Annotated in this window: 20 protein-coding genes; 9 read left to right on the top strand and 11 right to left on the bottom strand. The window is 59.2% G+C overall.

Features of this window, described 5'->3' with window-relative positions; translation table 11 throughout:
- Positions 1 to 182: 182 nt before the first annotated feature.
- From rssC to VD17_RS19670, 3 genes are all read right to left on the bottom strand, one after another.
- A complete protein-coding gene (gene rssC, locus VD17_RS19660; protein WP_007935262.1) occupies positions 183 to 665 on the bottom strand; it encodes an anti-sigma factor antagonist RssC in 483 nt (160 codons plus the stop codon).
- Complete coding sequence (gene rssB / locus VD17_RS19665; protein ID WP_010456296.1) at positions 665 to 1846, bottom strand: two-component system response regulator RssB; 1182 nt, start codon at positions 1844 to 1846, stop codon at positions 665 to 667. The genes rssC and rssB overlap by 1 nt, the downstream gene beginning before the upstream one ends.
- Before the next feature lie 352 nt (positions 1847 to 2198).
- Positions 2199 to 2888 carry an MlaA family lipoprotein gene (locus tag VD17_RS19670; protein WP_046055259.1) on the bottom strand — a complete coding sequence of 230 codons (690 nt, stop codon included), beginning with the start codon at positions 2886 to 2888 and terminating at the stop codon, positions 2199 to 2201.
- Between the two features lie 200 nt (positions 2889 to 3088).
- Here VD17_RS19670 and VD17_RS19675 point away from each other — a divergent pair, with 200 nt between their 5' ends.
- Positions 3089 to 3703 (top strand): hypothetical protein, encoded by a 615-nt coding sequence (locus tag VD17_RS19675; RefSeq protein ID WP_046055260.1) that lies wholly within the window; start codon positions 3089 to 3091, stop codon positions 3701 to 3703.
- Between the two features lie 110 nt (positions 3704 to 3813).
- Complete coding sequence (locus tag VD17_RS19680) at positions 3814 to 4077, top strand: DUF4404 family protein (RefSeq protein ID WP_008151367.1); 264 nt, start codon at positions 3814 to 3816, stop codon at positions 4075 to 4077.
- A gap of 172 nt (positions 4078 to 4249) precedes the next feature.
- On the opposite strand, the gene queF is transcribed toward VD17_RS19680, so the two are convergent.
- Positions 4250 to 5080, bottom strand: coding sequence for an NADPH-dependent 7-cyano-7-deazaguanine reductase QueF (gene queF / locus VD17_RS19685; RefSeq protein ID WP_046055261.1), 831 nt, complete (start codon positions 5078 to 5080; stop codon positions 4250 to 4252).
- A 61-nt stretch (positions 5081 to 5141) separates the two neighbouring features.
- Positions 5142 to 5663, bottom strand: coding sequence for a copper-resistant cuproprotein CopI (copI, locus tag VD17_RS19690; RefSeq protein WP_046055262.1), 522 nt, complete (start codon positions 5661 to 5663; stop codon positions 5142 to 5144).
- 155 nt (positions 5664 to 5818) lie between these two features.
- On the opposite strand from copI, the gene VD17_RS19695 reads away from it, so the two are divergent.
- Together VD17_RS19695 and VD17_RS19700 are read left to right on the top strand one after the other, a co-directional pair.
- Complete coding sequence (locus VD17_RS19695; RefSeq protein ID WP_008151374.1) at positions 5819 to 6499, top strand: heavy metal response regulator transcription factor; 681 nt, start codon at positions 5819 to 5821, stop codon at positions 6497 to 6499.
- Positions 6499 to 7848 (top strand): heavy metal sensor histidine kinase, encoded by a 1350-nt coding sequence (locus VD17_RS19700; RefSeq protein ID WP_046055263.1) that lies wholly within the window; start codon positions 6499 to 6501, stop codon positions 7846 to 7848. The genes VD17_RS19695 and VD17_RS19700 overlap by 1 nt, the downstream gene beginning before the upstream one ends.
- Positions 7849 to 7968: 120 nt before the next feature.
- Here the strand turns inward: VD17_RS19700 and VD17_RS19705 are convergent, their stop codons facing one another.
- The 3 genes from VD17_RS19705 to VD17_RS19715 all read right to left on the bottom strand — a co-directional run bounded on the left by VD17_RS19705 (position 7969) and on the right by VD17_RS19715 (position 11219).
- Positions 7969 to 9213, bottom strand: coding sequence for a lipoprotein-releasing ABC transporter permease subunit (locus VD17_RS19705; RefSeq protein ID WP_046055264.1), 1245 nt, complete (start codon positions 9211 to 9213; stop codon positions 7969 to 7971).
- Between the two features lie 64 nt (positions 9214 to 9277).
- Positions 9278 to 9961 carry a lipoprotein-releasing ABC transporter ATP-binding protein LolD gene (gene lolD / locus VD17_RS19710; RefSeq protein ID WP_185753189.1) on the bottom strand — a complete coding sequence of 228 codons (684 nt, stop codon included), beginning with the start codon at positions 9959 to 9961 and terminating at the stop codon, positions 9278 to 9280.
- A 7-nt stretch (positions 9962 to 9968) separates the two neighbouring features.
- Positions 9969 to 11219: a lipoprotein-releasing ABC transporter permease subunit gene (locus VD17_RS19715; RefSeq protein ID WP_046055266.1), complete on the bottom strand. Its 1251-nt coding sequence runs from the start codon at positions 11217 to 11219 to the stop codon at positions 9969 to 9971.
- Positions 11220 to 11313: 94 nt separating this feature from the next.
- On the opposite strand from VD17_RS19715, the gene VD17_RS19720 reads away from it, so the two are divergent.
- Together VD17_RS19720 and VD17_RS19725 are read left to right on the top strand one after the other, a co-directional pair.
- Complete coding sequence (locus VD17_RS19720; protein WP_046055267.1) at positions 11314 to 11895, top strand: PilZ domain-containing protein; 582 nt, start codon at positions 11314 to 11316, stop codon at positions 11893 to 11895.
- Between the two features lie 14 nt (positions 11896 to 11909).
- On the top strand, positions 11910 to 12632 hold the full coding sequence (locus VD17_RS19725) for a glycerophosphodiester phosphodiesterase (RefSeq protein ID WP_046055268.1): 723 nt from the start codon (positions 11910 to 11912) through the stop codon (positions 12630 to 12632).
- Between the two features lie 42 nt (positions 12633 to 12674).
- On the opposite strand, the gene sthA is transcribed toward VD17_RS19725, so the two are convergent.
- From sthA to VD17_RS19740, 3 genes are all read right to left on the bottom strand, one after another.
- Positions 12675 to 14069 carry a Si-specific NAD(P)(+) transhydrogenase gene (sthA, locus tag VD17_RS19730; RefSeq protein ID WP_046055269.1) on the bottom strand — a complete coding sequence of 465 codons (1395 nt, stop codon included), beginning with the start codon at positions 14067 to 14069 and terminating at the stop codon, positions 12675 to 12677.
- 207 nt (positions 14070 to 14276) lie between these two features.
- The gene (locus VD17_RS19735; protein ID WP_046055286.1) at positions 14277 to 15257 is read right to left on the bottom strand and encodes an FAD:protein FMN transferase; all 981 of its coding nucleotides are present in this window, start codon (positions 15255 to 15257) and stop codon (positions 14277 to 14279) included.
- 212 nt (positions 15258 to 15469) lie between these two features.
- Positions 15470 to 16933, bottom strand: a complete 1464-nt coding sequence (locus VD17_RS19740; protein WP_033061910.1) for a glyceraldehyde-3-phosphate dehydrogenase — start codon at positions 16931 to 16933, stop codon at positions 15470 to 15472.
- Positions 16934 to 17296: 363 nt separating this feature from the next.
- Between VD17_RS19740 and mfd the strand changes: the two genes are divergently transcribed.
- From mfd to VD17_RS19755, 3 genes are read left to right on the top strand one after another with little or no spacing between them, the layout of a single operon-like run.
- Positions 17297 to 20746, top strand: a complete 3450-nt coding sequence (gene mfd, locus VD17_RS19745; protein ID WP_046055270.1) for a transcription-repair coupling factor — start codon at positions 17297 to 17299, stop codon at positions 20744 to 20746.
- 10 nt (positions 20747 to 20756) lie between these two features.
- Positions 20757 to 21335, top strand: coding sequence for a CsiV family protein (locus VD17_RS19750; protein ID WP_046055271.1), 579 nt, complete (start codon positions 20757 to 20759; stop codon positions 21333 to 21335).
- A gap of 10 nt (positions 21336 to 21345) precedes the next feature.
- Entirely contained in the window at positions 21346 to 24036 is a 2691-nt protein-coding gene (locus VD17_RS19755) for a DEAD/DEAH box helicase (protein WP_046055272.1), read from the top strand.
- Positions 24037 to 24099 lie beyond the last annotated feature (63 nt).

Raw genomic sequence — 24099 nt, forward strand, 5'->3', positions numbered from 1 at the left:
ACCTATTTCAGGACTAGACAGTTGAATTTGGGTATTGGATGGGCTTCGCACTGAAGGATGCGGGGCTTGTTATGGCGCCATCGCGGGCAAGCCCGCTCCCACAGGGGGATTTGTGATGGATCGCGATAGTGTTTACGACTGAGGTTATGTGGGAGCTGGCTTGCCTGCGATAGGGCCTGCGATCAGTGACGCTCGAGGGCATTCACCAGATCATGGAATGCTTCACGATTGGAGTCGTTGAGGCCCATGAGGATCTTGTGCGCTTCGAGCACTTTGATCCGCACCACTTCTTCGGACTGATCCTGGTCTGGCAGGTCGGTCAGGCACTCAGGGCACGGGATCGGGCGGTCAACGATGTTGAACACTTGCTCGAAGCCCATGGACTGCAGCAGACGGGTGATGTCTTCGTGGGTGGTGACGACGGTCGGCAGCAAGCCGACCTTTTGCCGCGACAGGATCGACAGCTTGGCCAAAAGGCCAAGGGTGGTGCTGTCGATGCTGCGGGTTTCGGTCAGGTCGATCACGATTGCGTTGAAGTTCAACGCCGTGAAGATCCGCTCAATAGTCGCATCCAACGCCGAACACAGGGTCAGGCGAACTTCACCGACGAACTTCAGGACGAAGGTGCCATCCTGCTCGGCGAACTGGATTCTACCGGTACTCATTAAAGATTCCTGCTCAACACCAACAGGGCGATATCATCCGGCATCTCCCCTAGCGTGGCCAATCCAAAAACCTGCCGCAGACCATCCAGGCTGCCGCCCGCTGCCTTGACCCGTTGGGGCAAAGCCGCTTCTTTTTCTTTGAGTGTAGGTTCCGGCAAAAGGTCCAGAATGCCATCGGACATCAGCGTCAGGCTGAACGTCGGCGGCAGCTCCAGCACGTGGTCTTCGTAGGTGGCTTCATTGAAGAGGCCCACCGGCAGACCACGCCCTTCCAGATAACGAACACTGTCTGGCGTGTACAACACAGGCAACGGCAAATGACCACCGATGCTATAGGTCAACAAACCTGTCTCCTCGTCGATGACTCCACCGACCATTGTGACGTGTTTGCCCAGCTTACAACTGATCAGGCCTCGGTTGATATGACCAAGGACCTCTGAAGGCTTGAATTCCGGCAATGTACCGCTGCGCTTGGACTCGAACAGCAAGCGCGTGGTCATGAACTTCAGCAGTACGGTAACGAAGGCTGAAGAGGCGCCATGACCGGAAACGTCCGCCAGGTAGAAGGCTACCCGACGCTCGTCGACCCGAAAGTAGTCGACGAAGTCACCCGACAGGTACAGCGAAGGGATGATCTGGTGGGCAAACTGGAACTCGTCGATGGTCCAGGGGCTGACCGGCAGCATGTTCATCTGCACCTGGCGACCGGCGTTCTGGTCTTCCTGGAGCAGGTTCAGGCTGGCGGCGAGCTCGCGGTTGGCCTTTTCCAGCTTCTCGCGGTAGCGCTGGTTTTCCAGCAGCAGGCGCGCACGATCCAGGGCCCGGCGCACAGAGTGCTCGAGCACAGCCAGATCTTCGAGAGGCTTGATCAGGTAGTCCGCCGCGCCCAGGCGCAGGGCCTCGACCGCGTCGTTCATCACGCCGGCGCCCGAAACCACGATCACCGGGGTTTGGGGTGACAGCTCGGTGACCTGGCGAATGAGTTCGAGTCCGCCCATCTGTGGCATGCGCAGATCGCAGATGACCAAGTCGGGCTTGTCTTGCTCGAATACCTGAAGACCCTGCTGGCCATTGCTGGCCTGCAAGACGCTGAAACCACTGTCTTCCAAATAGGCGGCGAGGCTCGCGCGCACTACTTCGTCATCATCGATTATCAGCAGCGTGGCACTGGTTTTTGGCATGTGGGCAAACGGCGCCAGAATTAGGTTGGCGTAGCAGGCAGGGGCTTTGTCCCGGCTCACACTACTGGATTCGCTTTCTAGCCTCTCTACTGCACTGTTTTCGAGCATTTGCCCTACACACAGGTACACCAGAGGTGCCCTTCTAAGGCGCAGACGGTACTCCCATCCGCGGGGCGTTTCAAGCTCACGCCGATGGTCGCTTGACGTCTTTCGATTTCAAATCACCGGGAGTTATAAGAACAGGCAAAACCGTAACGTAATGGAAGGTCCAAACCCATGAGTCAAAACGGTCCCGGAAGCCAAACGAAAGAAGGCGGCCCACTGGCCGCCTTCATCGTTTTACCGGTCGAAATCAAAAATCATCTTCGACCTGGCCGTCTTTGACTTTGAATTCGCGGTTCTGCAAGTACGCATTGCGGATGAAGGTGTACTTGTCGCCGGTGATCAGCTTCTCGCTCGACAGCAGACTGGCGCGGGTGTCGATGATGTTCAGGCCGAAGATCGAGTTACGCACGGGCACGTCGTTAATGTACGGGTACGGGCCGGTGTAGCCGTCGACATACTTGGACGGCGCGTCACGCAGGGTGCTTGGGCCCAGAAGCGGCAGCATCACGTATGGGCCGCTGCCTACGCCCCAGTAGCCGAGGGTCTGGCCGAAATCTTCGTCATTGCGTTGCAGGCCCATCTTGGTGCCCACATCGAAGAAGCCCAGCAGGCCGAAGGTGGTGTTGAAGATCAAGCGTGCGGTGTCGACGCCAGCGGCGGCCGGTTTGGCCTGCAAGATATCGTTGGCAAGGTTGGTGACTTCACCGACGTTGCGGAACATGTTGTGGATGCCGTCTTCAAGGAATTGCGGCGTCACGAACTGATAGCCCTGGGCCAAAGGCTTCAGCGCATAGGTGTCGAGCACATCGTTGAACTTGTAGATCGGGCGGTTGATGCTTTCCCAAGGGTCATCTTCCGAGGCTGCCTGGGCAACGAACGGAACCAGCAATACGCTGGTAAACACACAAAACTGAGCTAGTTGATTGCTCCAGCGCATAGAAAACTCCTTGGATTGTACTGGCGCGGGCGCTTGGCCCAAGCGTTAAGCGGGCTAGTATAAGACGGAAAAGCCGCTTTAGGCAGCTCCGCTGCAACGCAGCCTGCGGATCATTCGTGATGATTGTGATCGATTCACATCAGTGTCACTCAACTGTCACCGTTGCCCCCTAGCCTTGAGGCTATTTCAGGGACGTTGATATGCCGCACGCCGAAACCTTGCCCCACATTGCACCCAGCCTGACCGCCGTCCTGTTCGGCCTCAGTGGTTGCCTGGTGGATTTCGGTGCCCGCGCACAGGGCATCCCCTCTGCCATTCACGCCGAGGCCACGCCCGGCGCACTGGATAGCCTGCGCAGCTTGCAGCAGCAGCAGATCCCCTGCGCCTGGCTCGATGAACTCCCCCCTGCCCTCAGCCATTCCCTGGCCGCTGCCTTGCCTTCATGGATCAAACCCTCGCAACACCCCGAAACAAACATCCCATGGCCGGCACCGCACGCCTGCTGGCAAGCCTTGATGACGTTGAATGTTGAACGACTGGAGGGTTGCGTGCTGGTCAGCGGCGAACCGCGATTGCTGCAAGCGGGGCTCAATGCCGGATTGTGGACGATTGGGCTGGCGTCCTGCGGCTCACTCTGCGGCCTGGCGCCCAACGAATGGCAGGCGCTGACTCAGCAGGAACGGGAATTCAAACGCGGCAAGGCAACAATGGAACTGTTTGGTCTGGGTGTGCATTCGGTCATCGATCACCTCGGTGAACTCGACACCTGCCTGGCCGACATCAGCCTGCGCCGGCTCAAGGGCGAAAAGCCCTGATCGAGATCATGCAGGTTGCGCGCGAGTGGATTAATCTAAAGGTCAAGCCATAGACCTTTGGCGTGCTGCTGCGGTCTATGCCAGTGCCTATCGATAAAAGGAAGAACGCCATGCCTGCCCGCGAACTGCAACAACAGCTCAATACTCTGCGCGAGCAATTGGAACAGAATCCACCGCTGACCGAAGCCGAGCGCGAAGACCTGCACGCGCTAATGCAACAGATCGAACTGGAACTGGAGCTCGAAACAAAAACCCAGGACTCCAGCCTCGCTGACAATGTGAACCTGGCCGTCGAACGCTTCGAAATCGAACACCCGACCCTTGCTGGCACCTTGCGTAACATCGTGCAAGCCCTGGCCAACATGGGGATCTGAACCCATCAGATACAAAAAAGCCCCGCTATCAATAGCGGGGCTTTTTATTGTCTGCGACTTGCAATGCAATCCCCAGTGGGAGCGAGCTTGCTCGCGATGAGGCCGGCACATTCAACATTGATGTTGGCTGACACTCAGTCATCGCGAGCAAGCTCGCTCCCACATTAGATCTTCATTGGCGAACCAGACGATGGTTTGGCAGTTGAACGGTTTCAGTGCTGCGATACGGGTTGATGTCCAACCCACCGCGCCGTACATACCGCGCATACACCGTCAATTTCTCCGGTTTCAACAACCGTTGCAGGTCGAGAAAGATCCGCTCTACGCACTGCTCATGGAAGTCGGAGTGCTGACGGAAGCTCACGATGTATTCCAGCAAACTCGCGTGATCCAGCGCTGCACCACGGTACTCCACCGCCACGCTGCCCCAGTCCGGCTGACTGGTGACCGGGCAGTTGGATTTGAGCAAATGACTGTGCACGCGCTCCTCCACGATGCGCGATTCATCGCAACGCAGCAGCTCCGGGCGCGGACGCTCATAGTTACTGACGCTGATGTCCAGATCATCAATGCACACGCCCGGCAACGCCACGACGCCTTCAGCCTCGACGTCCTTCAGGCTGCGTATCCGCACGCCGACCGGTTTACCGGCAGCGGCCGACAGGTCTTTCGCCAACGTCGCTTCAAGGCTCGCGGTGTCGGCAAACGGTGTCTGGTTCAGGGAGTTGAGGTACAGCTTGAACGACTTCGATTCGATGATATTCGGCGAATCCGCCGGGATAGTGAACTCGCCGATCGCCACCACTGGCTTGCCGGACGGCAACAGCCACGACAGCTCGAAGCAATTCCAGAAATCCACGCCCTTGTACGGCAGGGTTTCAGCCGTCAGGCCCAGCTCGGCCCATTTCGCGGTGCGCGGGATCGGGAACAGCAAGGACGGCGTGTAGGTGGCGATGTATTCGCTGGATTTGCCCAGCGGCGAGTGTTCGGCTGCGGGATGCATGGCGGAAACCTGACTGAAGAATCAGCGGATTCTAACAGCCTTTGCTCCCGCCTTTGAGTGCTTACTGACTGACAGTCAACTTGCCGACCATCCCGGCCTGGTAATGACCGGGGATGTTGCAGGCAAATTCCAGGTTGGTGGCCTTGGTGAAGGTCCAGGTCAGCTCGGCGGTTTTGCCCGGTTCGACGAGAACACTGTTGGGGTCGTCGTGTTTCATTCCATGCTCCATACCGGCCATGGCGCCGTGGTCCATTTCCTTCATGCCTGTAGGCATCAGCATGCCGCCCTGCTGCATCTTCATCATTTCCTGCTGATGTTTGGCATGCATTGCCGCGTCACCGAGGTTGAATTCGTGCAACAACTGCCCTTTATTCACCAACACAAAACGAACCGTCTCACCGGCCTTGATATCAATCGCCTTGGGCGTGAACGACATGTCGCCCATGACGACTTCAACGCTGCGAGTCGCCTTGGCCGCCGGGGCCGGTTGGCCGAAGTCGTAGGTATGCGCCGGGGCAGCCCACGCCGGCGAGCTCAGCGCCAGCAAACACGCGACGCGCACCAGTGAATTGCGCAAAAACATAGTCGTACTCCAACAAGATAAGGTTCGGCCTGTGGAAAACTCTAAACTGCTGCGACTGCCCACAACCTGACAGCCAGATTACAACTTTGTCAGGTTGACCTGTACTCACGCTGCCCACGGTATAAAGCGTTCGTTCCATTTGCCTCGAGTCGCCCATGAAACTGCTGATCGTCGAAGACCAACCGAAAACCGGCCACTACCTGCGCCAAGGCCTGACCGAGGCCGGTTTCAATACTGAACTGGTGGCGGACGGCAGCACCGGCCAGCAACTGGCGCTGACCGGCGATTACGCGCTGTTGATCCTCGATGTGATGCTGCCCGGTCGCGATGGCTGGCAGATTCTGCAAGCGGTGCGCGGTGCCGGCCTCGACACGCCGGTACTGTTTCTGACAGCGCGAGACGCGGTGGAGGACAGGGTCCACGGCCTCGAACTGGGCGCCGACGACTACCTGGTCAAGCCTTTCGCCTTCTCCGAACTGCTGGCCCGGGTCCGAAGCCTGTTGCGCCGTGGTAACGCCACACCTCAGGAAACCAGCCTGCAACTGGCAGACTTGCGTCTGGACCTGATCCGCCGGCGGGTCGAACGCAGCGGTCAGCGCATCGACCTGACGGCCAAGGAGTTCGCCCTGCTGGAAATGCTCCTGCGCAGGCAAGGCGAAGTCCTGCCAAAATCGTTGATCGCTTCCCAGGTCTGGGACATGAATTTCGACAGTGACACCAATGTCATCGAGGTGGCAATCCGTCGTTTGCGCCTGAAGATCGACGATGAATTCCCCAACAAGCTGATTCACACCGTGCGTGGCATGGGTTACGTCCTTGAAGAGCGCCCCGCCTGATGCGCCGACTTTCGTTAAGCAGCCGTCTGGCGCTGCTGTTTGCGGCGTGCACCGCCGTGGTGTCGCTGTTCGCCGGGGTGTTGTTCAGCCGGGCCAGTGAAGCGCATTTCGTTGAACTCGATCAGCAGTTGCTGGACGGCAAGTTGATTGGTTTGCGTCGGGCACTTCATGACATTCAGTCGAGTGAAAGCGAAGTCAAACTGGCCGATGAATTGAGCCGACAGGCCGATCTGTCGCTGCGGATCACCGGCAGCGACGGCAAGCGCTGGTATGACAGTTCAACAAGCCTGCCCCAGGCGTTGCCGACCCAACCGGGTTTGTCCACGGTGAGCAGCGACGGTACCGACTACCGCGTCCTCAACGCGCCGTTGTACCTCGACAAACCAGATTCGCCGCAGCTGACCTTGCTGCTGGACATCACCCATCACCAGCACTTTCTGCAACGCATGCAGCACCTGATCTGGTTGACGGTCGGCTTGTCGGCACTGGCCACCGCCCTGCTCGGTGCCTGGGCAGCGCGCAGCGGGTTGCGCCCGTTGCTGCGCATGAGTGCGGTTGCCAGCGGCGTTTCAGCGCAATCGCTCAATGCACGCCTGCCCGAAGAAAACATGCCGCCAGAACTCGCGGAAATGGCCCACAACTTCAACGCCATGCTCGGACGCCTCGACGACTCTTTTCAGCGGCTCTCGGCCTTCTCCGCCGACATCGCCCATGAATTGCGCACGCCGTTGTCGAACCTGCTGACCCACACCCAGGTCACCCTCACCCGCCCACGCCCCATTGAGGATTACCGCGAAGCACTGCACAGCAACCTCGAAGAACTGCAATGGATGGCGCAACTGGTCAACGATATGTTGTACCTCGCCAAGGCTGACCACGGGTTGTTGATGCCCAAGCGCGAACCGCTGGAGCTGGCGGAAGAAGCGGATCTGTTGCTGGAGTTTTTTGCGCCGCTGGCGGAGGACGCTCAGGTCAGGTTGAGTCGTGAGGGCAGTGCGCGCATGGAAGGTGATCGCAGCATGTTGCGGCGGGCGCTGTCCAATTTGCTGGACAATGCGTTGCGGTTTACGCCGGTCAAAGGCGAGGTTCGGGTGCGGATTGTTGAACAGCCCAAGGGATTGAGCCTGACGGTCGAGAACAGCGGCGACGGAATTGACGGGGCGTTGCTGCCGCGATTATTTGATCGATTCTACCGGGCTGATCCGGCGCGCCAGGAAGGCAGTAGTGAACATGCGGGATTGGGGTTGGCGATCACTCAGTCAATCATCCGCGCCCATGGCGGGCAGATTCGTTGCGAATCGGATAACGGGTGGACGCGGTTTGTGATCGAATTGCCCAAGGGAGATTGAGGCCAGCAGGTCTGGCCTCATCGTCGGAACGCCGCCCGGAGCAAGCTCGCTCCCACATTAGATCTGAGTCAACTCGGTCAAGTGTGGGAGCGAGCTTGCTCGCGATAGCGGTGTAACGGCTTACGAATACCGCAATGCGGTAGCCGGCTCGACTTTCGCCGCACGCAATGCCGGGTAAACGGTGGCGAGGAAGCTCAGAATGAACCCGGCGGAGCAGATCAACACCACATCCGCCCCCTGCAGTTCGGACGGCAAGTTACTGACGAAGTACACGTCGGAACTGAAGATGTGCTGCCCGCTGACCCGCTCCATCCAGCCCACCAGCTCACTGACGTTCAGCGCGGCAATCACGCCGAGCACGCCACCAATCAACGTACCGACAACCCCGATCACGGTGCCCTGCACCATGAAGATCGCCATGATCTGCCGCGGCGTAGCGCCGATGGTACGCAGGATTGCGATGTCCGCGCCCTTGTCGTTCACCACCATGATCAGGGTTGCGATGATGTTGAACGCCGCCACGGCGACGATCATCAGCAACAGCAAACCGATCATGGTTTTTTCCATCTTCATCGCACTGAACAGACTGCCCTGTGTGTGAGTCCAGTCATCAGCCTTGTAAGCGGTGCCCAGCCCGCCAGCGATATCGCTGGAAACCTTCGGCGCTGCGTACAAATCCTTCACCGCCAAACGCACGCTTTGCACTTGATTCGGCGCCCAGTGCTGCATCTGCGCGGCATCGGCCATGTGGATCAGCGCCATGGAACCGTCCAGCTCGGCGCCGACCTTGAACACGCCGACCACGTTCAACCGCTGCATGCGCGGGGTAATGCCGCCCGGTGCGGTGCTGACTTCCGGCACGATCAGGGTGATCTTGTCGCCGACGTTCAAGCGGAAGCGGCGTGCAGTGATCTCGCCGATCACCACGCCGAACTCACCCGGTTTCAAGGCATCGAGACGCCCCTGAACGATGTGCTGGGCAACGATCGACACCTTGCCTTCCAGCGCCGGATCAACGCCGCTGACCTGGATTGGCTGCATCGTCCCCTTGTAGGACAGCATGCCTTCCATCTCGGTGAACGGCACGGCGGCCGTCACTTCAGGATTCTTCATGGCCGCAGCGGCGACGGGCTGCCAATCGTCGATCGGATTGACACCGACGATAGTCGCGTGAGGCACCATGCCGAGGATGCGCGAGCTCATTTCGCGCTGGAAGCCGTTCATCACCGACAGGACCACGATCATCGCCAGCACACCCAGGGCGAGGCCGATCATCGAGGTCATCGAGATGAAGGAAACAAAGCGATTGCGGCGCTTGGCACGGGTATAGCGCGCGCCGATAAAGATCGATAACGGTCTGAACATTCGCTGGGCACCGTATAAAAATAAAAGACCCGACGTACTGTTCAGTACGCCGGGTTTCGGCCAATCAGATGGGCGTCAGGTAACCTTCCTGCAAATGCAGGACGCGATCCATCTGGCGGGCCAGGTTCATGTCGTGAGTCACCACCAGGAACGCCGTGCGCATCGAAGTGCTGAGTTCCAGCATCAAATCCTGAATGCCCTGGGCGGTGTGGGAGTCGAGGTTGCCAGTAGGCTCGTCGAGCATCACCAGGCCTGGCTTGTTCACCAGGGCGCGGGCGATGGCCACACGCTGACGTTCACCACCGGACAATTCGGCCGGTTTGTGTTCCAGACGATGGCCCAGCCCTACCCGCTCCAACAATGCCGTCGCACGCTGACGCGCTTCCGGGATAGCCGTCTTGCCGATCAGCAGCGGCATGCAGACATTTTCCAGCGCGGTGAATTCCGGCAGCAAGTGGTGGAACTGGTAAACGAAACCCAGCGACCGATTGCGCAGCAAACCGCGAGCTTTTTCGTTCAGCGCCGACAGCTCTTCACCGGCCAGCCAGACGCTGCCCTTGGTGGGTGTATCGAGGCCGCCCAGCAGATTGAGCAAGGTACTTTTACCCGAGCCCGACGTACCGACAATCGCCACGCGCTCACCCGGGTGCAGCTCCAGTTGCAGACCGGCCAGTACTTCTACCGATTCCGGACCTTCCTCGTAGGATTTGCCCAGGTTGCGGCAACTCAAGATTGCTTTATCACTCATGCCCAACTCACTCATAACGTAGCGCCTCCGCAGGCTGGGTGCGCGCGGCACGCCAGGCTGGATACAGGGTGGCGAGGAAACTCAGGACCAACGCGGCGGCGCAGACCATCAACACATCCTGGCTCTGAACTTGCGACGGCAGGTAATCGATGAAGTACACGTCGGCATTCAGGAATTTGTGCCCGATCAGCCCTTCGAGGACCGAGATCGCGGCGCTGACGTTCAACGCGGCGAAGATCCCGACCACAGCGCCGATCAGCGTACCGATCACTCCAATGACCGTGCCCTGGACCATGAAGATCGCCATGATCTGCCCCGGTGTGGAACCAAGGGTGCGCAGAATCGCGATGTCGCCCTTCTTGTCGTTCACCACCATCACCAGCGTGGAAATAATGTTGAACGCAGCGACGGCGACGATCAGCAGCAACAGCAGACCGATCATGGCTTTTTCCATGCGGATTGCCTGATACAGATTGCCGTGGGTACGCGTCCAGTCGCGGGCATAGAAATGGTCTTCGCCGAGTTGCTGGGCGATGCTCCACGCCACGCGCGGTGCCTGGAACAGGTCGTCAAACTTCAGGCGGATGCCCTGGACCTGATCCGGTTTCCAGCGATGCAGCTTGGCCAGATCCTGCAGATTGGTGATGCCCAGGTAGCCGTCCAGCTCACCGGCGCCGACATGGAAGATGCCGACCACGGTAAAGCGTTTCATGCGCGGGAACATCCCGGCCGGGGTCACGGTGACTTCCGGCGCCACAAACGTCAGTTTGTCGCCGATCGCCGCACCCAACTTGGCCGCAGCCTTGTCACCGATGACGATGCCGAAACTGCCCGGCGCCAGGTCATCGAGTTTGCCCTGCTGCATGAAGTTATCAATGATCGAGACCTGCCGTTCCAGCGCAGGGTCGATGGCATTGAGCAGGACTTTGGAAACCTTGCCGTTGTTGGTCAGCAAACCCTGCATCTGGGTAAACGGCGCCACGGCCGTCACCTGCGGGTTCTGCTTGACCTTGGCGGCCAGGCTTTTCCAGTCGCTGATCGGTTCACCGGACTCGATGGTCGCGTGGGGCACCATGCCCAGCACACGGGTGCGCATCTCATGATCGAAGCCGTTCATGACCGACAGCACGACAATCATCACGACCACGCCGAGGGCGAGTCCGATCATTGAAGTCAGGGAAATGAACGACACAAAATGATTGCGACGCTTTGCACGGGTATAACGCGTGCCAATAAATACGAAGAGAGGTCTGAACATGTCGGGGCTTGTTCGGAGGGAAAAGGAACGTCCTTGTGGCGGGGGTCGGTAACCAGCTTTACACTCAGACCACCGCCGCTACCATGGGTTCGCCATGTCGACATTAGATGAAGAAGATCGCCGCGAATACTACCGTATCGAGGACATGATCGCACTGGAAATTCGGCCCCTGTCCGCACCCGAAGCCGCAGGCCAGGATGTGTTGCAGGATGCTTCCCCACTGTTCAACTTGCTCAGCGAGCTGCACCTGAGCGAATTCGAGTCACAACACCTGTTGCGCCAGATCAGTGAGCGCGACCGGAATCTCGCCGCATTCCTGAAATCCCAGAATAAACGCATCGACTTACTGAGCCAGGTGATCGCAATCACCGTGCTCGGACAGATCGGCGAGCCGCAGCCGGTGATCATTTCCGAAGGCGGGATCGAATTTCAGCATCCGACGCCCATTGCCGAGGGCACGCACCTGTCGGTCAAACTGGTGCTGATGCCGCAAGCCCTCGGACTCTTGTTGCGGGCTCGCGTCACCCATTGCGATCGCAAAGGCGACGGCTACGACGTCGGCACCGAGTTCGAATACCCGACCGATGCCCAGCGCCAATTGCTGGCCCGCTACATTTTTCAGAAGCAGGCTCAGGAACGACGTCTGGCCCGCGAACAAAACGAATCAGGCATTTAAATTAAGGAAGAACCGTGACTCTCATCTACGGCCATCGCGGCGCCAAGGGCGAAGCACCGGAAAACACGCTGACCAGCTTTCAGCAATGCCTCAAGCACGGCGTGCGCCGCTGCGAACTGGACTTGCACCTGTCCATGGACGGCGAGTTGATGGTCATCCACGACCCGACACTCAAGCGCACCACTGACCGTCGCGGCAAAGTCGTCGAGCACACGGCGGCCGAGCTGGTGACCTACGACGCACGCACTGGCGGACCAGGCTGGATCAAACCGTGCCCGATTCCAACACTGGAACAACTGTTCGAGAAATGCGATTTCGAGCACTGGCAACTGGAAGTCAAAAGCGCTTCACGCACCCGCGCTGCGACTACCGTGCTGGCGATTCGAGAAATGGCTCAGCGTTTCGGCCTGCTCGACAAGGTCACGATCACGTCGAGTTCGCGGGAAGTATTGAAAGCCGCGCTGGACTTCGTGCCGGATGTGTCTCGCGGACTGGTGGCCGAGTACGCCTGGCTCGACCCGTTGAAGGTCGCGCAAAGCTATGGCTGTGAGATTCTGGCGCTGAACTGGACCCTGTGTACGCCGGAACGCCTGCAGAAGGCGCAGCGTCAGGGGCTGCATGTGTCGGTATGGACAGTCAACGAGCCCGCGCTAATGCGCAGACTCGCCGACTTCGGCGTTGACAGCCTGATTACAGACTTTCCCGGTTTGGCCAGCGCCACGCTCGAGAATTGCTGAAATCGGTCTCCCCGGCCGGCTCAGGCCACCGGCCGGAGCCACTCAAAAAAGCCGGTTGAGGCCATCGTACGCCGCTACCCGATAGGCTTCGGCCATGGTCGGGTAGTTGAACGTCGTGTTGACGAAGTACTTCAGCGTGTTCAGTTCGCCCGGCTGGTTCATGATCGCCTGACCGATATGAACGATCTCCGACGCCTGATAACCGAAGCAGTGAACGCCCAGCACTTCCAGGGTCTCGCGGTGGAACAGAATCTTCAGCATGCCCTGAGGCTCGCCGGCGATCTGTGCACGCGCCATGCCCTTGAAGAACGCCTTGCCCACTTCGTACGGCACCTTGGCCTGAGTCAGCTCCTGCTCGTTCTTGCCGATCGAGCTGATCTCTGGAATGGTGTAGATGCCGGTCGGCACGTCGTTGACGAAGCGCCAGCTATTGTTATCAACGATGCTGCCAGCGGCCGAACGACCCTGGTCGTGAGCAGCACTGGCCAGGCTCGGCCAACCAATCACGTCACCGGCACCGTAGATGTTCGGCTTGCAGGTACGGTAGGCCTCGTCCACTTCGATCTGGCCACGACTGTTGACCTTCACGCCGACGTTTTCCAGACCCAACTGATCGGTGTTGCCGGTACGGCCGTTGCACCAGAGCAAGGCGTCGGCCTTGATCTTCTTGCCGGACTTGAGGTGCAGGATCACGCCGTTGTCCACGCCTTCGACGCGGTCGTAGTCTTCGTTGTGGCGAACCGTGATGTTGTTGTTGCTGAAGTGATAGCTCAGGGCCTGGGAAATTTCCGAGTCGAGGAAGCTCAGCAACTGACCGCGGTTATCCACCAGTTCAACCAGTACACCCAGACCGCTGAAGATCGACGCGTACTCACAACCGATCACGCCGGCGCCGTAAACAATGAGTTTGCGCGGGGTGTGACCGAGGCTGAGGATGGTGTCGCTATCGTAGATACGCGGGTGATGGAAATCGATGTCCGCCGGACGATAAGGGCGCGAGCCGGTGGCGATGATGATGTGCTTGGCCACCAGTTTTTCGACCACGCCGTTGGCGCAGACCACTTCGATGGTTTGCTCGTCGGCGAAGCTGCCGGTGCCGAAGAACACGTCGACGCGGTTACGGGCGTAGTAGCCGGTGCGCGAAGCGACTTGTTTGGAGATAACTTTTTCAGCGCTTTTCAACACGTCCGGAAACGAGAACCAGCGTGGCTCACCAATGGCCCGGAACATCGGGTTGGTGTTGAACTGCATGATCTGCCGGACCGAGTGACGCAGTGCCTTGGACGGGATGGTACCCAGGTGGGTGCAGTTGCCGCCGACCTGGCGACGGCTATCGACCATCGCCACCTTGCGCCCTGCTTTGGCGGCGTTCATTGCCGCGCCTTCTCCCGCAGGGCCGGAACCCAGCACCACCACGTCGTAGTTGTAGACAGCCATGCATACTCCTCAGAACAGGCCGCGGCGCCCTCGGCACCTGCGGCTAAATCACGCCGATCTGCGGCGTGAAGGAACAATTTGGGGCCAGTACAGAACCCGGACACAGTCTATATAAGCGTCAACGCCGCGCACATTAACCCTTGGTCGCGTCGTAGGCTAGTTTTGCCTGCACTACAACGCCAGTCTTTGCGGCTTGAATCGCCGTGATCACTCGGTTTTACCGCCACTCAGGCGTTCAAAAGCCTGCGTGGTTCGTGTGATGAAACCTGTATCGGCACGAATCACAAAGAATGCACCGATGTCATACGTTTGGGCATAGTCCCAACCCCTTTCGGGCCCCAGAATCAGCAACAGCGTCGATAGGCCATCGGCCATCAACGCTGAAGGATGAATCACCGTGACTGACGCCAGGGTGTGTAGGACCGGCGCCCCGGTACGGGCATCGAAGGTGTGGGAATAACGCCGACCGTCCTGCTCGAAATAGTTGCGGTAGTCGCCGGAAGTGGAAACGCCATAGCCGTCGACGGCGATGATGCGCTCGGCCACTTGCTGGTCGTCGCGGGGTTCTTCCAGGGCGACGCGCCACGGTGAACCGTCGAGTTTCTTGCCGGCGGCCTTGAGTTCGCCGGTGGCTTCGGCGAGGTAGTTATGGATACCCATTGCTTCGAGTTTTGCGGTAATCGTGTCGACTGCGTAGCCGGCGGCGATGCTGTTGAAGTCGACCTCGACCGCGGCGTCCTTGCACAACTGATCGCCATCGATACGCAGGTGCTGGTAACCGACTCGCCGCCTGACTTCGGCCAGTGCCTGGGCGGCAGGGACTTTCTCATTACGAGCCTGCGGACCGAAGCCCCAGAGATTGAGCAGCGGCTCCACGGTCAGGTCGTAGGAGCCTTCGCTTTGCTCAGACAGACGCTCACCGACACGCACCAGTTTGAGGATCGGCGCAGGCATTTTCTGACAGCGGTTGGCGGGTAGATCGTTGAAGCGTTCGATGTCGGAGTCGCTGCGGTAAGTCGACATTTGTTGATCGACTTCAGCAAGGATCTTTTCGACCTGGACACGGACCTCGGTCGGGGCGGGAAGCCCGGCATGGCGCAGGTACTTGATCGAATACTTGCTGCCCATGGTCGGGCCGCCGAAGCTTTCCATCGAATCGCCGTTGTCACAGCCAGACAACATGCCCATCAGGACCAGGAACAAAACCTTCCACTCGCTCGACAAATCCTGCCTCTCCTGAGCCACCACCCGACACAACGTCAAGGTCCGCCATTATGCGATAGAAATACGGGAGCGGGCCCGCTCCCCCGGTTTATCGCACCGGCAAGATCGCAAAATGATCACCGCACAAACAAAAACGCCCCGACCAAAGTCGGGGCGCTCTCATGTGCAGCTAACGCTTAGCGCGGGAATGCAGGCGGGTTTACACCGGCCATGTCTTCCATCACGCGAACCACCTGGCAGCTGTAACCGAATTCGTTGTCGTACCAAACGTACAGAACAACGCGGTTGTCTTGGCTGATGGTTGCTTCAGCGTCCACCACGCCTGCGTGGCGCGAGCCAACGAAGTCGGTGGAAACCACTTCCTGCGAATTGACGTAGTCGATTTGCTTATGCAGATCGGAGTGCAGCGCCATGTAGCGCAGGTACTCGTTCATCTCTTCACGGGTGGCGGCTTTCTCAAGGTTCAGGTTGAGAATGGCCATCGACACGTTAGGCGTCGGAACGCGGATCGCGTTACCGGTCAGCTTGCCGGCCAGCTCAGGCAAAGCCTTGGCAGCAGCGGTGGCAGCACCGGTCTCGGTGATTACCATGTTCAACGCGGCGCTACGGCCACGGCGATCGCCTTTATGGAAGTTGTCGATCAGGTTCTGGTCGTTGGTGTACGAGTGAACCGTTTCAACGTGACCATTGATGATGCCGAACTTGTCGTTGACGGCTTTGAGCACCGGCACGATGGCGTTGGTGGTGCAGGAAGCCGCGGAAACGATCTTGTCATCAGCGGTGATTTCACCGTGGTTGATGCCGTGAACGATGTTCTTCAGTTTGCCTTTGCCAGGCGCGGTCAGAACAACGCGATCGATACCCGGGCAAGCCAAGTGCTGGCCCAGACCGTCGGCGTCACGCCATACACCGGTGTTGTCCACCAGCAGCGCGTCTTTGATGCCGTACTGGGTGTAGTCCACTTCAGTCGGGTTTTTCGCGTAGATAACCTGGATCAGGTTGCCGTTGGCGGTGATGGTGTTATTGGCTTCATCAATGGTGATGGTGCCATTGAACGAACCGTGCACCGAGTCGCGACGCAGCAGGCTGGCACGCTTGACCAGATCGTTCTCGGCGCCCTTGCGGACAACGATGGCGCGCAGACGCAGGCCGTCGCCACCACCGGTTTTCTCGATCAGGATGCGCGCCAGCAGACGACCGATACGACCGAAGCCGTACAGAACAACGTCGGTGCCTTTGCGGGCGGAAACATTTTGCTGACCAACGACGTCAGCCAGTTCTTCACGGACGAACTGCTCGGCGGTGCGGCCATTGCCTTCAGCCTTGAACTTGACTGCAAGCTTGCCCAGATCTACCGAGGCAGCGCCGAGCTTGAGCTCGCTCATTGCCTTGAGCAGCGGGAATGTTTCGTGGACGGACAATTCGCTGTCATCGGACTGGCGATGGCGAGCAAAGCGGTGAGCTTTGAGAATCGCGATGACAGACTGGTTGATCAGACTGCGGCCATAGATCGAGCTCACCACGTTGTTATTGCGGTAGAGCTGACCGATAAGCGGAATCATCGCTTCTGCGAGTGCTTCACGGTCGATCCATTCACCAAGACACTGGTCGGGCTTCTGAGTCACGGGAACCTTCCACATGTAGGGGCAGAAAAAAGGGGCTACATTATGCCGCTGAGTGCCTCCCGTAGCAATGCGCGCCTGTCGCGCAGTCAGTAACAAATTCCGCTTCAAAAAAATGACGCACGGCTCAAGCCCAATAAAACCGCGGCCTGCAGCGACGTCATTTTTTGGGAGACAACCCTGTCTTGTCTGTAACCCTCCGTAACACTAGACCGTTTTGCCACTACATATTCAGCCTTTTTTACTAAAAAACAGGCCGATTTTGTCTTTACCACTACATTTCGCCCAACCTGCGTAATAGACACAGTCTGCAACTGACAGGCGGCACCCGGGACCGCTACAATTACCGACTTTGTCGCAACGCTTGGAGCTCAACCTTCCGTGCCCGTTCTGCGTCTACCGCTTCTCCCTGCCGCGGCAGGTAAACAGCACTGGGGCAACCTGCCCGGTGCCGCCCTGAGCCTGGCCATTGCCGAGGCCGCCAGCGCTGCCAAGCGCTTCACCCTGCTACTGACCGCCGACAGCCAAAGTGCCGAACGGCTGGAACAGGAGCTGAGTTTCTTCGCCCCGGATTTGCCGGTGCTGCATTTCCCGGACTGGGAAACCCTGCCCTACGATCTGTTTTCGCCGCACCAGGACATTATTTCCCAGCGAATCTCGGCGTTGTATCGATTGCCGGAGCTGAGTCATGGCGTTCTGGTCGTGCCGATCACGACGGCCCTGCATCGCCTTGCGCCGACCAAATTCCTGCTCGGCAGCAGCCTGGTGCTGGACATCGGCCAAAAGCTCGATGTCGAGCAAATGCGCACCCGGCTTGAGGCCAGCGGCTATCGCTACGTCGATACCGTCTACGAGCACGGTGAATTTACCGTCCGCGGCTCCCTGATCGACCTGTTCCCGATGGGCAGCAAACTGCCTTTTCGCATCGACCTGTTCGACGACGAAATCGAGACCCTTCGTACCTTCGATCCGGAAAACCAGCGCTCCATCGACAAGGTTGAAACGGTTCGCCTCCTGCCAGCGAGAGAGTTTCCGCTGCAAAAGGATGCGGTCACCCGCTTCAAGGCGCGCTTCCGTGAGCGCTTCGATGTCGACTTCCGTCGCTGCCCGATCTTCCAGGACTTGAGCAGCGGGATTACACCGGCCGGTATCGAGTACTACCTGCCGCTGTTCTTCGACGAAACTTCCACGCTGTTCGATTACCTGCCGCAGGACACGCAAGTGTTTTCCCTGCCCGGCATCGAGCAGGCGGCGGAAAACTTCTGGAACGACGTGCGTAATCGTTACGAAGAGCGTCGCGTCGATCCGGCCCGTCCTTTATTGCCGCCGGCTGAACTGTTCTTGCCAGTGGAAGATTGCTTCGCTCGGCTGAAGAACTGGCCGCGCGTGGTCGCCAGTCAACAGGACGTGGAGACCGGCGTTGGCCGCGAGCGCTTCCCCGCTCGGGAGCTGCCGAACCTGGCCATCGAAGCCAAGGCCACCCAACCGTTGGCGGCGCTGGCCGGTTTCCTCGACGAGTTTCCCGGTCGCGTGCTGTTTACCGCCGAGTCGGCGGGCCGTCGCGAAGTGTTACTGGAATTGCTGGAACGCTTGAAGCTGCGCCCAAAAACCGTCGACAGCTGGCCAGACTTTGTCGCGAGCAAGGAGCGCCTGGCGATCACCATCGCGCCGCTCGACGAAGGCCTGGTGCTTGATGACCCGGCCCTGGCACTGGTCGCCGAAAGCCCGCTGTTCGGTCAGCGCGTGATGCAGCGCCGTCGCCGCGAGAAACGCGCCGACGCCAACAACGATGCCGTGATCAAAAACCTTACCGAGCTGCGCGAAGGCGCACCGGTGGTGCACATCGATCACGGTGTCGGTCGCTATCTCGGGCTGACGATTCTGGAAATCGATAGTCAGGCTGCCGAATTCCTGACCCTCGAATACGCCGAAAACGCCAAGCTTTACGTGCCGGTGGCCAACTTGCATCTGATCGCCCGTTACACCGGCAGCGACGATGCCCTGGCCCCGCTGCACCGCCTGGGCTCCGAGACCTGGCAGAAAGCCAAACGCAAAGCTGCCGAACAAGTACGCGATGTGGCCGCCGAGTTGCTCGACATCTATGCCCGTCGCGCCGCTCGCGAAGGTTATGCATTCGCCGACCCGAAAGCCGATTACGCAACCTTCAGCGCCGGCTTCCCGTTCGAAGAAACCCCGGACCAGCAAACCACCATCGATGCCGTGCGCACCGATATGCTCGCGCCGAAACCGATGGACCGACTGGTCTGCGGCGACGTCGGTTTCGGCAAGACCGAAGTGGCGATGCGCGCAGCGTTCATCGCGGTGCATGGCGGTCGCCAAGTGGCGATTCTGGTGCCGACCACCCTGCTCGCCCAGCAGCATTACAACAGCTTCCGCGACCGCTTCGCCGACTGGCCGGTGAGCGTGGAAGTGATGAGCCGCTTCAAATCGACCAAAGAAGTAAACGCCGCGGTTGCGGATCTGGCCGAAGGCAAGATCGACATCGTCATCGGCACGCACAAGTTGCTGTCCGACGATGTAAAAATCAAAAACCTGGGGCTGGTGATCATCGACGAAGAGCACCGTTTCGGTGTCCGTCAGAAGGAACAGCTCAAGGCCTTGCGCAGTGAAGTCGACATCCTCACCCTGACCGCCACGCCGATTCCGCGCACGCTGAACATGGCGGTGTCGGGCATGCGCGACCTGTCGATCATCGCCACGCCGCCGGCGCGTCGCCTGTCGGTACGGACTTTCGTCATGGAGCAGAACAAGAGCACGGTCAAAGAGGCCTTGCTCCGTGAGCTGTTGCGTGGTGGTCAGGTCTATTACCTGCACAACGACGTGAAGACCATCGAGAAATGCGCCGCCGACCTCGCTGAACTGGTGCCGGAAGCACGGATCGGCATCGGCCACGGTCAGATGCGCGAACGCGATCTCGAACAAGTGATGAGCGACTTCTACCACAAGCGCTTCAACGTGCTGATCGCCTCGACCATCATCGAGACCGGCATTGACGTGCCGAGCGCCAACACCATCATCATCGAGCGTGCCGACAAGTTCGGCCTGGCGCAGCTGCACCAGTTGCGCGGCCGGGTCGGACGCAGTCACCACCAGGCTTACGCTTATTTGCTGACGCCGCCGCGCCAGCAAATCACGCCTGACGCCGAAAAGCGTCTGGAAGCGATCGCCAATACACAGGACCTCGGCGCGGGCTTCGTGCTTGCCACCAACGACCTGGAAATCCGTGGCGCCGGCGAATTGCTCGGCGACGGGCAGAGTGGACAGATCCAGGCCGTCGGTTTCACGCTGTACATGGAAATGCTCGAGCGCGCGGTGAAGTCGATCCGCAAGGGCGAACAACCGAACCTCGATCAACCGCTCGGCGGTGGTCCGGAAGTCAATCTGCGAGTACCAGCGTTGATTCCCGAGGACTATCTGCCGGACGTGCATGCCCGACTGATTCTCTACAAACGCATTGCCTCGGCCACCGACGAGGAAGGCCTCAAGGACTTGCAGGTGGAGATGATCGATCGTTTCGGGCTGTTGCCGGAACCGACCAAGAACCTGATGCGCATTACCGCGCTGAAATTGCAGGCCGAACTACTGGGCATCAAGAAAGTCGACGGCGGCCCGCAAGGTGGCCGAATCGAGTTCGCGACGCAGACCCCGGTCGACCCGCTGACGCTGATCAAGCTGATCCAGAGCCAGCCCAAACGCTACAAATTTGAAGGCGCCACGATGTTTAAATTCCAGGTGCCGATGGAGCGCCCGGAAGAGCGCTTTAATACTGTAGAGGCGCTGTTTGAGCACCTCATTCCGAAAACTGCTTGAAGGACGCCGCATGCGCCTGTTTCGCTTTCTGACCTTGTTGCCAATGTTAATAACAGCACTGGTCACCCCGACGGCATTTGCCGATGACTTGTATCAGATTGAAATGATTCTGGTCCGCCAAAACGCCGTGCCCGCCATCGTCAGCCGCGCCGCGCCGGAAGACTGGGCGGCCGGTGCTCAACCCATCAGCCCCGACAGCCTGCGCACACCGAGCCTCAATGGTGAAGTGGAAAAACTCACCGCCAGCAATGAATACACGGTGTTGCTGCACAAGGCCTGGCAACAGAACCTTGGCGAAGAAGCCAGCAAAGTTGCGATCAGCGATGGCAAAGAACAGTTCGGCCAGTTCCCGATCGAGGGCACGCTGAGCATGAAACTGGGACGGTTCACCGATGTGGATGCAGACTTCTGGGTCAACCAGATCGACGCCAACGGCATGGTCACCGCCAGCGAACGTATGAAGCAGGAAAGCCACACCAAGAACGGCCAGCTGAACTTCCTCGACAATGGCCACCTCGGCCTGCTGATCAAGATCACCTCGCTGACTGCCCCTGCGCCTCGGCCAGTCCCCGATGAAATTCCGGACTGATTGAGTCCTTATGTCAGCGACCCTGAGCAAACCCCTGGCACCTTCCTGGGTCAGCCGATTCAAGGAACAGAGCCTGGAGCGTGGCCGTCGCTACGCTTTGGAGAACCGCGTCAGGATCGTCGAGGCCGGCGACGCCACGATCATTGCCGCCTGCGAGGGCTCTGGCGGTAACGTTTACCGTCAGACCATTCGCCTGCGCGAGTCAGCCAAAGCCACGTTGTTGATGATCGATGCCACCTGCACCTGCCCGGTCCACAGCAACTGCAAGCATTGCGCGGCGGTACTGCTGAAAGTGCAGGAAACCCTGGCCTACCCCGCCGCTGCGCAAGACGCTGAGCTACTCGAGAAACTTCAAGCCGTACTGGAAAACCGAAGCCCTAAGGCGCCACCGCAAGTGCTGGTGGATAACGTGCAACCGGTGCCGCGCTTGTGGCTGGCGAGCATCGAGTTCAGCGCCTTCGAACCGCGCAATGGAAAGATGCAGCGTTATATTCAGCATCGCGCTGCGTTGTCTTTCAGCTATCTGGATGAATACGTTTCCGGGCAGAAGAACGCCGACATTCTGATTCGTCAGGAAACCCAGACACTTCGGATAAAACGTCACCCGGAAGTCGAACAGACCTACAGGGAGCAATTGCGAATACTCGGCTTCAAAATTGCCACCCGGCAAAGCAAGGCCTTGCCGGAAAGTGCCGGCGAACTTTTCGAGATGGTCAACGACAGCGCCTGGCTGACCTTCACCCTCAATGAACTGCCGAAGCTGCGCACCCAAGGCTGGGAGTTGCAGATCGACGAAGACTTCGGTTTCGACCTGACTGCCGTGGACGATTGGTACGCCACCGTCGAACAGGCCCCGGAGCGCGACTGGTTCGATCTGGAGCTGGGAATCATCGTCAACGGCGAGCGGCTGAGTCTGCTGCCGATCCTGTTGAACCTGATGCGTTCTCACACCGAGATCCTCAACCCGGAACGACTGGCCCGACGTCGCGATGACGAGTTGATCCTGGTGAACATCCCCAATCGCCCGAACTCCGAGTACGGCCCGTTGCAGGTCGCCCTGCCCTTCGGCCGATTGAAACCGGTGTTGGCGACCCTCGGCGAGTTCTACCTGCAAGGGCCCGGCGAAACGACGCTGCGCCTGAGCAAAGCCGATGCCACGCGACTGAATCCGCTGGAAGACCTGCCGCTGCTCTGGGAAGGCGGCGAGCAAATTCGCACCTTTGCCCAGCGGCTGCGGGACATCAAGGACTTCACCGCGACCGCACCGGAAGGCTTGAACGCGACCTTGCGCCCCTATCAGCTGGAAGGCTTGAGCTGGATGCAGTCGTTGCGGCAACTGGAAGTCGGCGGGATACTCGCGGACGACATGGGTCTGGGTAAAACCCTACAGACCCTGGCGCACATTCTCAGTGAGAAGAACGCCGGACGCCTCGATCGGCCGTGCATGGTGGTGATGCCCACCAGCCTGATCCCCAACTGGCTGGATGAAGCGGCGCACTTCACGCCGCAACTCAAAGTGCTGGCGCTGTACGGTGCCAGTCGCAAAAAGCATTTTGACACGCTGGCCGATTACGACCTGATCCTGACCACCTATGCGCTGCTGCCCAAGGACGTTGAACGTCTCGCCGCGCAGCCTTTGCACGTGTTGGTTCTGGACGAGGCGCAATACATCAAGAACCCCAATAGCAAGGCCGCCCAAGCTGCCCGCGAGTTGAATGCCCGCCAGCGCCTGTGCCTGAGCGGCACGCCGTTGGAAAACCACTTGGGCGAGCTGTGGTCGCTGTTTCATTTCCTGCTGCCCGGCTGGCTGGGTGACGTGAAAAGCTTCAATCGCGATTACCGCGTGCCGATCGAAAAGCGCGCCAGCGAAGTGCGACTTCAGCACCTCAACGGCCGGATAAAACCGTTCCTGCTGCGTCGAACCAAGGAACAAGTGGCGACCGAGTTGCCGCCGAAAACCGAAATCATCCATTGGGTCGAGCTCAACGAAGCCCAGCGCGACGTGTACGAAACCATGCGCCTGGCGATGGACAAGAAAGTCCGCGACGAGATCACCCGCAAGGGCGTGGCGCGTAGCCAGATCATCATTCTTGAGGCGCTACTGAAGCTGCGTCAGGTGTGCTGCGATTTGCGCCTGGTCAACGATGCCACCCTGCCCACTCGCGGCAGCACGTCGGGCAAGCTCGACAGCCTGATGGAAATGCTTGAGGAATTGTTCGATGAAGGTCGGCGGATTCTGCTGTTCTCGCAGTTCACCTCAATGCTGTCGCTGATTGAAGATGAGCTGAAAAAACGCGGAGTCGATTATGCGTTGCTGACCGGGCAGACCCGCGACCGGCGTGCCCCGGTCAAAGACTTCCAGAGCGGCAAGCGTCAGATCTTTCTGATCAGCCTGAAGGCGGGTGGCGTCGGCCTGAACCTGACCGAAGCCGACACGGTGATTCACTATGATCCGTGGTGGAATCCGGCGACGGAAAATCAGGCGACTGACCGGGCGTATCGCATCGGTCAGGAAAAGCCGGTGTTCGTCTACAAGATGATTGCCAGGGGCACCGTGGAAGAGAAGATTCAGCATCTGCAGAAGGAAAAATCCGACTTGGCGGCTGGCGTGCTGGATGGACGCAAGACCGGGGACTGGAAGTTGCAGAGTGATGATATTGAAGCGTTGTTTGCGCCGCTGCCGGACAAGTTCGAAAAATAGCGGTGATTTTTCAAATCGTCATCGTCGGAACGCCGCCCGGAGCAAGCTCGCCCCCACAGGTAC

It is taken from the genome of Pseudomonas fluorescens, assembly GCF_000968015.1.
GTDB classification, from domain to species: Bacteria; Pseudomonadota; Gammaproteobacteria; order Pseudomonadales; family Pseudomonadaceae; genus Aquipseudomonas; species Aquipseudomonas fluorescens_W.

Coding starts and splice junctions, on each gene's coding strand:
- VD17_RS19715 (WP_046055266.1), bottom strand. CDS start 11,219: ATGTTCAGACCTCTCTTCGTATTTATTGGCACGCGTTATACCCGTGCA.
- VD17_RS19755 (WP_046055272.1), top strand. CDS start 21,346: ATGTCAGCGACCCTGAGCAAACCCCTGGCACCTTCCTGGGTCAGCCGA.
- VD17_RS19670 (WP_046055259.1), bottom strand. CDS start 2,888: ATGCGCTGGAGCAATCAACTAGCTCAGTTTTGTGTGTTTACCAGCGTA.
- rssB (WP_010456296.1), bottom strand. CDS start 1,846: ATGCCAAAAACCAGTGCCACGCTGCTGATAATCGATGATGACGAAGTA.
- VD17_RS19735 (WP_046055286.1), bottom strand. CDS start 15,257: ATGGGCATGTTGTCTGGCTGTGACAACGGCGATTCGATGGAAAGCTTC.
- VD17_RS19700 (WP_046055263.1), top strand. CDS start 6,499: ATGCGCCGACTTTCGTTAAGCAGCCGTCTGGCGCTGCTGTTTGCGGCG.
- lolD (WP_185753189.1), bottom strand. CDS start 9,961: ATGAGTGATAAAGCAATCTTGAGTTGCCGCAACCTGGGCAAATCCTAC.
- sthA (WP_046055269.1), bottom strand. CDS start 14,069: ATGGCTGTCTACAACTACGACGTGGTGGTGCTGGGTTCCGGCCCTGCG.
- VD17_RS19720 (WP_046055267.1), top strand. CDS start 11,314: ATGTCGACATTAGATGAAGAAGATCGCCGCGAATACTACCGTATCGAG.
- VD17_RS19675 (WP_046055260.1), top strand. CDS start 3,089: ATGCCGCACGCCGAAACCTTGCCCCACATTGCACCCAGCCTGACCGCC.
- VD17_RS19750 (WP_046055271.1), top strand. CDS start 20,757: ATGCGCCTGTTTCGCTTTCTGACCTTGTTGCCAATGTTAATAACAGCA.
- rssC (WP_007935262.1), bottom strand. CDS start 665: ATGAGTACCGGTAGAATCCAGTTCGCCGAGCAGGATGGCACCTTCGTC.
- queF (WP_046055261.1), bottom strand. CDS start 5,080: ATGCATCCCGCAGCCGAACACTCGCCGCTGGGCAAATCCAGCGAATAC.
- copI (WP_046055262.1), bottom strand. CDS start 5,663: ATGTTTTTGCGCAATTCACTGGTGCGCGTCGCGTGTTTGCTGGCGCTG.
- VD17_RS19705 (WP_046055264.1), bottom strand. CDS start 9,213: ATGTTCAGACCGTTATCGATCTTTATCGGCGCGCGCTATACCCGTGCC.
- VD17_RS19740 (WP_033061910.1), bottom strand. CDS start 16,933: ATGTGGAAGGTTCCCGTGACTCAGAAGCCCGACCAGTGTCTTGGTGAA.
- VD17_RS19680 (WP_008151367.1), top strand. CDS start 3,814: ATGCCTGCCCGCGAACTGCAACAACAGCTCAATACTCTGCGCGAGCAA.
- VD17_RS19695 (WP_008151374.1), top strand. CDS start 5,819: ATGAAACTGCTGATCGTCGAAGACCAACCGAAAACCGGCCACTACCTG.